The organism is Microvirga lotononidis (assembly GCF_034627025.1).
In the GTDB taxonomy this organism is placed as follows: domain Bacteria; phylum Pseudomonadota; class Alphaproteobacteria; order Rhizobiales; family Beijerinckiaceae; genus Microvirga; species Microvirga lotononidis.
In genome coordinates, this window is record NZ_CP141050.1 from 63,236 (window position 1) to 74,549 (window position 11,314).

The following is an 11,314-nucleotide window of genomic DNA, read 5'->3' on the forward strand; positions in this document are numbered from 1 at the left end:
GAGCGATTAGGAGCAATAGGCGATATGAATGACGCTGCGATTGAGAATCCGGGCGAGGCGATGAAAGCCCTGCTTCGCCGCGACCTACGCGCCGCTATGAAGCGGGGCGACAAAGACGAGACTGCTGTGCTTCGAGAGCTGGTTGCGGCACTCGACAACGCGGAAGCAGCGCCGCTTCGTAAGGAGCATCCATCCCTCGATCGACATTCCTTCAGTGCCGGATCGGCTGAAGTCGTGCGCCGGGTGCTCACGCAGGAAGACGTACACGCCGTGTTGATGGGCGAGATCAAAGTGCGGGTGGAGTCCGCTGCCGAGTTGGCACGATTGGGCGCAGAAGCGCGTTCCATCGCGCTCAACGCCGAGATCAGAATTCTGCGCCTCTATGTCCAACAATAGCGTCGATGGTTATGTGAACGAGGAACAAATGCCCAAGCCGGCAACGGACACGTTTGCCTCGGCTCGCCTTTGGAAGGCGCTCCGAAGCAACATCGGCACCCGAGCGCCTGCATGAGGCATGCGCTTGGGCAACTCACTACCTCGCGGTCGCCGCCCAAGTGGGCAGCTTCAGGCACGCTGCGGAGCTGGGGTCAGCGCAAGATTTGTGCGCGATAATACGCTATGGTCGTCCGTAGCAGGAACACGGATCGAAAACCAAGTCAGCAGACCGTTTCGAAGACCAAAGATGGCGTGATTCTGGGTACCGAAGCTGCTGTCTCAGATAGATGACTGATGGAGGAGGGTGAGATTCAAAGAGGCGTCCGCATGAGAGTAGAGTTACTGCGATCGGTTCGACAAAATGGCTTCAAGTGGGTACGTGATCGACGTGAGGATCATCCTGCCTACATCAAATGGGGCAGTCCTCACCCCCGTGAGAGATTCCCGATCCGCTCAACCTTAGCGTATCAATAGGCGCAGATCTTGTTCCGACCCCACGTTCGAGGCTTAGCCAGTTACGACACCGAAGCCTCCATGGCACATAGGCAGCAGGTCACGCGAGGCCCTCTATGGAGTCGGTTGGGCAGTAAGCGTAAGATCCTTGCTGGGCCGCCCGACCTGATGAGGTGATCGCATGAGGCGCCGGCATGTCATTGCCTTGCTTGCCGGGTTGCCGATGGCTTCCCGCAGCCTGGCGCAGACGCGAGACAGGATGCCTGTCGTCGCCTTCATTGGTCTTGCATCGAAGCAGGCCGATCATCCTGTCCTTGAAGCCTTCCGGCAAGGCCTGCGAGACCACGGCCACGTTGAAGGCCGGACCATCCTGCTGGAATCCCGCCATGCTGGCGGTGACCTGAACCTGGCGGCTCAATTCATTGACGACATGGCGCGGCGACGGGTCGATGTGTTTGTCGCGCCCGGCCCGGCGGCGACCCGGGCCATCCATCGCGCCACCCGTATCCCGATCGTGGCTCTCGGCCTGCCCCCCGTTCCTGGCGATCAGGACCTATACTCGAGCCTCGCCAGGCCCGGTGGCACCGTCACCGGTTTCTCGTACTTCGGGGAAGCCTTGTCGGCCAAGCGGATCGAGGCGCTTCGCGAGATGCTGCCAAACTCCACTGTGCTCGGCGTCCTGCACAACGTCGCCGATCCGGTATTCCGGGAGTGGGGAGCGCAAACCGACGCGACGGCTCGCACCCAGGGCTTCGAGCCGGTGCGCCTCGGACTTCGATCCAGTTCGCCCAGCGAGGTTCGCGAGCTCATCAGGTCGTTAGAAGGTCAAGGTGGTGATGCGGTGATCGTGATCACCGACTTCCTGACCGTCAGTTTAAAGGACGAGATCATTCGCACGGCTACCGAGGCGAGGATCGCGGTAATTGCGGAATGGCCAGCGTTCGTCGAGGCAGGCGCGTTGATGTTCTACGGTGCGGACATCCCCGAACTCTTCCGAGAGGCGGCGGCATATGTCGCACGGATCATCAAGGGCGAGAGCGCGGGCGACCTGCCGATTCAACTTGCAACCAAGTTCAAGCTGATCATCAATCTCAAGGTGGCGCGGACGCTGAATATCGCCATGCCGCCAACCGTGCTAGCCATTGCAGACGAGGTGATCGAGTAAGCAGCCTGGCTGCACGGGTCCTGTGTACGGAATAGTCACGGGTTCCGGGGGCAAGCCACTGGCGACCCATCAGGTTCAATCTCATAGTCGAGGCCTGCATCATCCATGATCGAGGGTTCTCGATGGTTGCCGTGCCTCCCGTCCTGATCCGCCGAGCGATCCCCATCCTTTTCGCTTCAGATGGGGTCCGGCGGGAACGGCCGAAGCACCCATGGCGATGACCACACACCGCCGCCCGCTTGGTCGCCTCTTCCAAAAGTACTTCATCGTGCTGTTCCTCGCCGTGATCATTCCATTGGCAACCAATGGTATCAGCGAGGCTTGGTTAGGCTATCGTGACCAGCAGTCCAGGCTCGACCAACTGCTGCGTGTCGAGGCAAGGTCCGCCGCGTTGCGCATCCAGGGGTTCCTCGACGGTATTACCGATCAGCTCGGCTGGCTGGTCCAGCTCCCCTGGACCGAGGAACCGGACGAGCGGCGGCGGATCGATGCGCTTCGTCTGTTACGCCAAGTCCCCGCCATCGTCGATCTCACCCTTGTCGACGGCTCGGGACGGGAGCGGCTGTACGTGTCGCGGATCGGACTGAATCGGACCGAGAGCCGCACCGATCGCTCCAGGGATCCGGCAGTCCTCGGTGCCCGCTTGACCCGGATCCGGTACGGCGAGGTCAGCTACCACCGCGGCTCTGAGCCTTACCTGACGGTGGCGATATCCGGCAACCGCCCCTCCGTAGGCATCGTCGTTGCTGAGATCAACCTGAAGCTGATCTATGACGTGATCTCGGCCATCAAGGTTGGCCGGACAGGCTACGCCTTCGTGCTCGATGAGCGAGGCCGGCTCGTGGCGCATCCGGACATCAGCCTCGTCCTACGCGGGGCGGACGAGGCCACCTTGGCTCCATTTCGGGCAGCCCAGCAGGCCATCGGACCTGCCAATGCTGGCTTCGCGACGAGCCGCGACATCACTGGCGCCCCGATTGCAGTTGCGGCCGCCCCAGTCACCGGGCCGGATTGGACCGTTGTGGTCGAGCAGCCGCTCTCGGAGGCCTTCGGGCCTATCTATGCTGCTCTTTGGCGGACCGCGGGGCTTCTTCTTGCCGGCGCTGCCTTCGCGGCCCTGCTCGCCGTCGTCCTGGCCCGCCGCATGACCGAACCGATCCGCCTGCTCGAGAGAGGAACCGAACGCATCGGTGCCGGGCACTTCGACCACCACATCGAGATCAGGACCGGCGATGAGCTTCAGCGGCTCGCCGACAGCTTCAACGCCATGGCCACGGAACTGGCCGTCTCCCAAGAGCGCCAGGAGCGCATCGCCAAACTCAGGCGGTTTCTCGCGCCGCAAGTCGCCGAACTTGTCGACCGGACAGGAGACGACGGCGTGCTTGAGGGTCGCCGCGCCGAGGTAGTGGCGGTATTCTGCGACTTGCGAGGCTTCACCGCCTTCTCAGCACGAGCCGCGCCCGAGGAGATCATGAGCGTACTCTCCGAGTACTACGAGGCGCTCGGTGCCATCATCACCAAGTACGGAGCAACGCTCACCAGCTTCTCGGGCGATGGCCTGATGGTGCTCGTCAATGCTCCCGTTGCAGTCGAGCAGCCTGCCCTGCGAGCCGTGGATCTCGCGGTCGAGATGCAGGTGAGCGTGCAGGAACTCACCGTCGGCTGGCGGGACCGCGGGCATCGGATCGGCTTCGGGGTGGGGCTTGCGATGGGACCGGCGACAGTCGGGCGGATCGGGTATGAGAGCCACTTCGATTACACCGCCATCGGCAGCGTCGTGAACCTTGCTGCCCGACTGTGCGCCTCAGCGGCGGATCGCGAGATCCTCGCAGATGCGACGGTTGCAGACGCAGTCAAAGACAAGCGCGCCGTGCACCCGTTGGGCATGCGTCTGATCAAGGGATACGATGAGGAATTCCTCGTGTACCGCATCTCCTTCGCGAAGCAGCCCAATGCTGCCTGATTTCCTCCTCCAAGATCACTCGGATCAGTTTCGTGAAACAGACATTGCAGCTATGATGGCACCAACTCGTCGGCTGCCCTTGAAAGCTGCAAGGTGACCAGATGGTGGCGGTTGGAATAAAACCTTATCTCGGGTATTGCCCGCGCATTCACGTCCGGCCGCCAACGCGATGAAGCGCCGAGATGTTCTCAAATGGCTCGGCAGTGCAGCGGCATGGCCGCTTCCGGTGCGCGCGCAACCATTGGCAATGCCCGTCATAGGGTATCTCGCGCCTGAGACGCCCGGGCCATTCAACAGTCGCCTCCAGGCTTTCTGGGAAGGCCTTGCAGACATCGGCTATGTCGAGGGCCGCAATGTCACGATCGAATACCGATGGGCGGAAGGCCGGTACGATCGGTTACCCGCGCTTGCAGCCGATCTCGCCAGGCGGAACGTCTCCGTCTTGGTCGCGTCCGGCGGCGCACCAGCTGCGCTCGCTGCAAAAGCGGCGACGAAGACGATCACCATCGTCTTCGAGATGGGGGGCGATCCCGTCGCGCTTGGTGTGGTCGACAGCCTGTCGCGGCCGGGAGGCAATCTCACCGGCGTGTCGAGTTTGAGCGTGGAAGTCTCACGCAAGCGGCTGGAGTTCATGCACGAGCTACGTCCGACTGCGTCATCCTTCGCCGTGGCCGTCAACCCGACCAGCCCGACTTCGGGCCTGCAGGTGCAGAACCTCCAGATTGCGGCCGAGGCTCTCGGCGTTAGGCTCCAGGTCATAAATGCCAGCACCGAAGAAGAGTTTGAAGCGATGTTCTTGTCTGCCACGCAGCATCAGGCAGGAGGCCTTGTCTTCACTTCGGATCCTTATTTCGCCTTCCGTAGTACGCGGCTTGCCGACTTGTGTTTTCGCTATTCCATGCCTGCGGTCACGCAGTCTCGCGACTTTCCAGCGGCGGGCGGCCTGATCAGCTATGGTGGTGATTTCATGCAATCGCATCGTCGCGCCGGCAGTTATGCGGGACGAGTCCTGAAAGGCGAGAAGCCTTCGGATCTGCCGGTACAACTGGTCACGAAAGTCGAGTTGGTCATTAATCTGAAAACGGCGAAAGCTCTCAGCATCATCATCCCGCCTTCGATAATCAGCACTGCCGACACAGTAATCGAATGATGTCCTTTCCAGCTCCGGGACGGGCTCTGAAGCTTCTTACCGAACAGCACCGTGCCAGATGCATCCGCTCCATGGACCTGAAACACGTTCTTCGCCAAGTCCAAGCCGATGGTGCTAACCTCTCCCAGGGCGCCTCCCGTAAGCGGTGTCCAATCTCGCCCGTACAATGGTGCCAACAGCCGCCTTGACTGGACGGTACTGCTCGACCGCTGTGACCTGCGTCCGGCGAGACGCCTGGGTGAGGGTTGTGGCAGGCTAAAGCCGCGTCAGGCGGCATGCGTCGGGAGCGCCGCTCAGGGAGGCGCCCATGACCCGGCAGACGCGTCGTCCGCTCCTACAGGTGCGGGAGTCCTTCGAGATCACGCGGTTCAGCCCCGAATGCCTGATCGAGGCCTATCGGCGTGTTGTGCCAGCCCAAACCAAAGCGACCCGGAGAGCCGCCGAACATCCCCGATCGCAAACTCCCGTTCACACCACCCGCAGTCAGGGAGGTAAGCATGCCTGATCGTCGTATTGCCCTTTACGCGCGGGTCTCCACCGAACACCAGGCGCGGGACCATACCATCGCCAGCCAAGTCGCCGCCCTGCACGAGCGGATTGCCGCTGACCAGCAATCTCTTGTGCCGGACGATGCCTATGGGGATGAGGGCTATAGCGGCTCCGTTCTGGTGCGTCCGGGCCTGGAGCGCTTGCGGGATGCCGTCGCCACCGGAGAGATCGAGCGGGTTTATGTTCTTGCGCCGGATCGGCTGGCGCGCCGCTATGCCCATCAGGTGCTCCTGATGGAGGAGTTTCGCCGGGCCGGGGCGGAGGTGATCTTCCTCAACCACGCGATTGGGGGCACCGCCGAGGACGACCTGCTGCTGCAGATCCAAGGCGTGATCGCCGAATACGAGCGCTCCAAAATCCTCGAGCGCAGCCGCCGCGGACGCCGCCATGCGGCCCAGTCAGGTTTGGTCAGCGCCTTCACCACCAGCCCTTATGGCTACCGCTATGTGCCCAAGGCTCTCGGCGGGGGTGGGGCTCGCTTTGAAGTAGTGCCGGAGGAAGCCCGCGTGGTCCGGCTGATCTTCGGCTGGATCGGGCTGGAGCGGGTCAGCCTGCGGGAGGTCTGCCGCCGGTGGCAGCAGGCGGGGATCATGACCCGCCGCGGATCACCTCACTGGTATGCCTCAACGCTGTGTGGGATGCTCGCGAATCCAGCCTACGTGGGGCGCGCCATCTACGGCCATGTCCGCTATGTCTCAGGCTCGCCCAAGCGGCTGCGGCCCCTGCGGGGGCGTCACTACCGCCAGCCCAGTGTGCGGGTGAAGGTGCCGCGAGAGGACTGGATCGAGGTTCCGGTGCCGGCCCTGGTGGACCCGGCGTTATTTGAGGCCGCGCAGACGCAATTGCAGGAGAACCGCCAGCGCAAGCGGGCGTCTTGGGCGGGGCCGCGCTGGCTGCTGCAGGGTCTGACGGTGTGCCGCCGCTGCGGCTATGCCTATTATGGCAAGACGGCCACGCAGTCGAAGCGGGATCCGGCCAAGGGCGTGTATCGCTACTATCGCTGCATCGGCACCGATGGATCTCGGTTTGACGGCCATGCGGTGTGCGACAATCCTCAGATCCGGGGCGACGCTCTGGAGCAGGCCGTCTGGGATCGGGTCTGCGCGCTCCTGGAAAACCCTGGTCGCGTGGCCGGGGAATATCACCGACGCCTGGCGCAAACTCAACCCCATGCAAACAGATCCGAAGATGGGCTGCAACTGGAGCGTCAGATCGCGCGTCTTGAGCGCGGAATCGGGCGGTTGATCGACAGCTACGCCGAGGGTGTGATCGAGCCTGACGAGTTCCAGCCGCGCATCACAGGCCTGAAAGCGCGCCGGGCCCGGCTCGAAGAGCAGCGTCGGGCGGCGGTAGAGCAAGCTGACGCTGAACGTGAATTGACGCTGATGATCGGTCGCGTCGAAGAGTTTGCCGCCCGGGTGAGGGATGGGCTGGACGATCTGGATTGGGCGGGCAAGCAAGCCCTGATCCGAACCGTAGTGCGACGGGTCGAGATCGACCGCAACCACGTTGAAGTCGTCGTCCGCGTGCCACTTCCGGCGCCTGAGACCTCAGAACCGTTGGAAACTCCCTCAGACAAAGGAACTTGGCACCATTGTACGGACGATCAACACCGCCACTGCGGCACACCAAGATCCTATGAGAGTGATGGCGGCCTCCCTTGATAGTGTGAGGCTGTCGCAAACCAGTGCTGGAGACACCTCATGTCTGTCATGGCTGATCACCCTCTTACAACTGACACCGCCGCTCACTCGGACCAGGTCGCGCTCGTGCTCTCACTTGAGTTGAGCCAATCGAAGTGGCTGGTGACCTCGCTGGTGCTGGGCAGTGACAAGATATCCAAGCACACGCTCAAAGGTGGAGACGGGCCGGCGCTGCTCGCACTTCTCGCGCAGTTGCAGGCCAGAGCCGTAAAGCGGGTCAACCGACCTGTCCCGCGCTGAGACGTCCCTGCCGGGATCTGGGCCGAGCCATTCCGCCTGTTGGGATGCACCGCTGATCCAGCCGAGTGCGGCATCCACATAGGAAGGCTTCTCCCGCGAAGCTCATCATGCGGCGACGGCTGTCGACCGCGAAGACGACCCTGTCCCCGGCATACGTCGACCCGGCACGCCTTTGATCCGCTTAGGCCGAGCTCCCCTAGTCCCTCTCGGCCCTGATCCGCGTTTTGAGCCGGTGAGTTTTTGAAAAACGACTTCAAAATGGCTCGCGACTAGAAGACCAGAGCAGTTCCGTTGGTTGGATGTTGATCTAGAGCGAACGCGACCTGAACTGCACGTGCCGTTGCCGGTGTCGGCACGGACATATGCGTATGGTCGGCAAAGATCTCGAAATTGGCGCTTAGGTTAGCGCCGTTAGGGTCTCTCAGTCGTTCAGCCATCTCACGTGCGAAATCGATCGTGCGCTCGAGCTTCTTTTTCGCGAGGCGATCGGATGCGTCGTCCTGCTTCTCCTGAAAGGGAGCTAGCTGGTCGCCTTCATGCTCGCCGGCCGACAGATAGACTGTCGGGCGTATGGGAACATTGAATTCGGCCTGTGCCTCGCTCCTGAGAAGCGTGCAGTCCTCCCAATGGATCGTGGGGCTGACGGCAACGATCCGCTGGAACAGGGCAGGCCGCCTGAACAGTGTATAAAGGCCAAAAAGTCCGCCGAAGGAATGTCCAAAGAGGGTTCGCTGCGTAAGGTCTATTTTCACGCGGGAGGTGATGAATGGTATGACCCGGCTCTCGATGAAATCGAGAAACTCGTCGGCCCCGCCGGTGCGTACTTCCGGTCCGCCTGATGTGAAGGGCGGATACCTCCGCCCGGGCGGCGGGCTGAGATCCCAGGAGCGGCGCAAGGGATCGTAGGCGTTCTCGGTCGGATAGCCGAGCGCCGCGACCACGCCCCACCCCACATTGCTACTTTTTGGGTAGTCTGCCTGGGCCCGCAGTGCATCGACCGCCGTGCCGAAGCAGCTATTGCCGTCCGTCATCATCAACAGCGGCCAGCCCAGCGCTGGGGGTAGCCCGACCGGCACATAAAGGAGAAGGCGATAGACCGCGCCGCTTGGCGCTTCGAGGTCATGAACGCTCGCACCGGCGAGCGTGTAGGCTTGCGTCATGCCACGGAACCTTCCAGCGATAACGGCAATATCAGGGGTTTACCGACAAGACAGGTGCCTCAGAAGCGGTAGCGCAGGCTGCCGATGATCTGCCGTCCTTCATCAAGGTAGCAGTAGCCTGACTCGCACACAGGCTCCCGCTTGTCGAAGAGGTTCTTGACGTTGAGCCTTGCCTCGGCGCCCTTCAGGCTCGGGTTCAGCTTGCTCAAATCGTACGACACCAGGGCATCGACGAACAAACGCGCGTCATTCTCGAATGTGTTCTGGCTGTCTCCATAGCTCGTTCCTGAATAGCGAAGGCCCAAGCCCAGCTCCAATCCTTCCGCTGCGCCGTCCTGGAACGTATAGTCACCCCAGATCGCAAACTGGTGAGCAGGGATGCTCGACGGCACATTTCCAGCATTGTCGCCTTGGGTGATCTCGAGGTCGAGATAGGTATAGGCGACAGTCAGGTTAAGGCCGTTGGGCAGGCCGGTCGTCGCTTCCAACTCCAGTCCTTGTGAGCGCACCTCGCCCTCCTGGACCTGGAAGTTGATGTTGTTGGGATCGGTCGTCAGCACGTTGGACTGGATGATGCGGAAGACCGCTGCACTTGCCGAAAGGTTGAGGTCGGAGGGCTTGTACTTGACGCCCGCTTCTACCTGCTCGCCCTCGGTGGGCTTGAAGGGAGTTCCATTCACGCTGGCGCCTACTGTCGGCGCGAAGGAGGTTGAATAGCTCACGTAGGGCGCAATGCCGCTGTCGAAGAGGTAGCCCAGACCAACGCGGCCCGAGAACTGCTTGTCGCTCTGTTCGGAATCCTCGCCTAGACCGTTGAAGGCCCTGTTCTTGCTGATCAGCCAATCATGGCGACCGCCGAGCGTCAGGATGAACCGGTTCCATTCGAGCTGGTCCTGGACATAGATGCCCGTCTGGCTCTGCTCGGTGGTCAGATTGCGGAAATTGTAGGTCGGCCGGAAGATCGGCTGCTGACCATAGTTTAGAGTGTTCAGGTCGAGGTTGGGCGCCGCACCGAAGCCGATCCTGTCGTTCACGTTGACATAGGTGTAGTCGAGCCCCATCAGGAGCGTGTGGTCGACCGTGCCGGTCTGGAAATTGGCCTGGGCCTGATTGTCGACCGCAAACGAGTTGAGCCTGTCGGTCACAAGACCCGTCGAACGTGTCGCGAACAGGCGATCGGGCGTGATCGAGTCGATCTGGGTATACGGCAGATCTGCGAAGATATGGGCGTAGCGCAGGTTCTGGCGCACGCTCCACGTGTCGTTGAACCTGTGCTTGAACTCGTAGCCGATGCGGGCCTGGTCCTGCACGAAGGTGCCGAAGGCAGGATCGCCAGACTCGAGGCTCGTAATCCGTCCGTTCTCGTTGAAAAAGGACGAGTTGCCGCCGAGTTGGAAGTGCGAGTATTCGCCAAGAAGGGTCAGGCTCGTGTTGCGATCGTCCGAGCGGAAGGTGAGCGCCGGGGCGATGTAGATGCGGTCGTCAGGAACGCTGAGCAACTCCGTGTTGGAGCTGCGGAACAGCCCCGTCAGGCGGTAGAGGATGTTGTCGTTGTTGACGACCGGACCCGAGAGATCGAACTGGCCCTGATAGCGATCATGGTTGCCGACTTGCCCCTCAATCTCGCGGATCACCTGCTCGGTCGGGCGCTTCGTGACGAGGTTGACGATACCGCCTGGGGAGCCACCTCCATAAAGGACGGAACTTGGCCCTTTCAGAATACTAATCGCATCAAGCCCATATGGTTCAGTCTTGAAGATCGAGAAGTTGCCATTCAGTTCGCGTAAGCCGTCGCGATAGACACCCGTATAGGTTACGTCGAAGCCGCGAATCGAAAAGCTGTCGAAGCGGTTGTCGAAGCCGAATGCGTTGGTGCGCACGCCCGGTGTGTAGGCCAGCGCTTCCTTGAGCGTTTGCACATTGCGATCTTCGAGCTGCTCTTGGGTGACCACATTGATCGTCTGCGGCACCTTGACGAGCGGCGTGTCTGTTTTGGTGCCAACGTCCGCGCGGGTCGCGACATAGCCGTCAGCGGTCACACCGCCCTCGCTGGTGCTCTCACCCTCGACGGTAATCGTTTCGAGCTGGATTGCGTCCTGGGCGAGTGCCGCACTTGCCAGGAACAACAATGAGCCGGAGAGCGAAAGCAGCCTGACCCCGCGCAGCCCCTTGTAACTCCCGCCGGTGAAATAATCCGATACCATGAACGACTCCAAGCTCGCTTCCGCAATATGGCGATCACCTGTTCATTGTGTGGCGTGTTTCAGCAAGTGCCAAAAGACAAGTTTTCAACAGTGTTGTAGGGCGACAACAAGCCAGTTTAGATCTATTACAAAATATTATGCCAACATAGTGGGCATTAAGTTATCAGTCTTGAGCGGTTCTAAACAAGGAACTCTATATTTAAGGGACTCATGACTTGGGATTGTGGCGCGGAAATTGAGCGATGGCTCGCCGCGAGCTTGTGTTATGGACATGAGTATTGACTTTGAGCCA

At 61.2% G+C, this 11,314-nt stretch carries 8 protein-coding genes and 1 pseudogene; 6 read left to right on the plus strand and 3 right to left on the minus strand.

Annotated features, from left to right (window positions below; translation table 11 throughout):
* Window positions 1–24 precede the first annotated feature (24 nt).
* From U0023_RS29885 to U0023_RS29900, 4 genes are all read left to right on the plus strand, one after another.
* Entirely contained in the window at window positions 25–396 is a 372-nt protein-coding gene (locus U0023_RS29885) for a GatB/YqeY domain-containing protein (RefSeq protein ID WP_009489636.1), read from the plus strand.
* A 673-nt stretch (window positions 397–1,069) separates the two neighbouring features.
* Entirely contained in the window at window positions 1,070–2,053 is a 984-nt protein-coding gene (locus tag U0023_RS29890) for an ABC transporter substrate-binding protein (RefSeq protein WP_009489634.1), read from the plus strand.
* 211 nt (window positions 2,054–2,264) lie between these two features.
* Window positions 2,265–4,016 carry an adenylate/guanylate cyclase domain-containing protein gene (locus U0023_RS29895; RefSeq protein ID WP_009489632.1) on the plus strand — a complete coding sequence of 584 codons (1,752 nt, stop codon included), beginning with the start codon at window positions 2,265–2,267 and terminating at the stop codon, window positions 4,014–4,016.
* Between the two features lie 169 nt (window positions 4,017–4,185).
* On the plus strand, window positions 4,186–5,166 hold the full coding sequence (locus tag U0023_RS29900) for an ABC transporter substrate-binding protein (protein ID WP_040638074.1): 981 nt from the start codon (window positions 4,186–4,188) through the stop codon (window positions 5,164–5,166).
* 26 nt (window positions 5,167–5,192) lie between these two features.
* Here U0023_RS29900 and U0023_RS29905 read toward each other — a convergent pair.
* Window positions 5,193–5,294, minus strand: a pseudogene (locus U0023_RS29905) (IS110 family transposase); the annotation flags it as partial.
* Between the two features lie 369 nt (window positions 5,295–5,663).
* Here U0023_RS29905 and U0023_RS29910 point away from each other — a divergent pair.
* Both U0023_RS29910 and U0023_RS29915 read left to right on the plus strand, forming a co-directional pair.
* Entirely contained in the window at window positions 5,664–7,379 is a 1,716-nt protein-coding gene (locus tag U0023_RS29910; protein ID WP_009489626.1) for a recombinase family protein, read from the plus strand.
* 39 nt (window positions 7,380–7,418) lie between these two features.
* Window positions 7,419–7,658 carry a hypothetical protein gene (locus tag U0023_RS29915; RefSeq protein WP_009489624.1) on the plus strand — a complete coding sequence of 80 codons (240 nt, stop codon included), beginning with the start codon at window positions 7,419–7,421 and terminating at the stop codon, window positions 7,656–7,658.
* 269 nt (window positions 7,659–7,927) lie between these two features.
* On the opposite strand, the gene U0023_RS29920 is transcribed toward U0023_RS29915, so the two are convergent.
* Complete coding sequence (locus U0023_RS29920) at window positions 7,928–8,818, minus strand: alpha/beta hydrolase (RefSeq protein ID WP_009489623.1); 891 nt, start codon at window positions 8,816–8,818, stop codon at window positions 7,928–7,930.
* A 59-nt stretch (window positions 8,819–8,877) separates the two neighbouring features.
* On the minus strand, window positions 8,878–11,022 hold the full coding sequence (locus tag U0023_RS29925; RefSeq protein WP_009489622.1) for a TonB-dependent siderophore receptor: 2,145 nt from the start codon (window positions 11,020–11,022) through the stop codon (window positions 8,878–8,880).
* Window positions 11,023–11,314 lie beyond the last annotated feature (292 nt).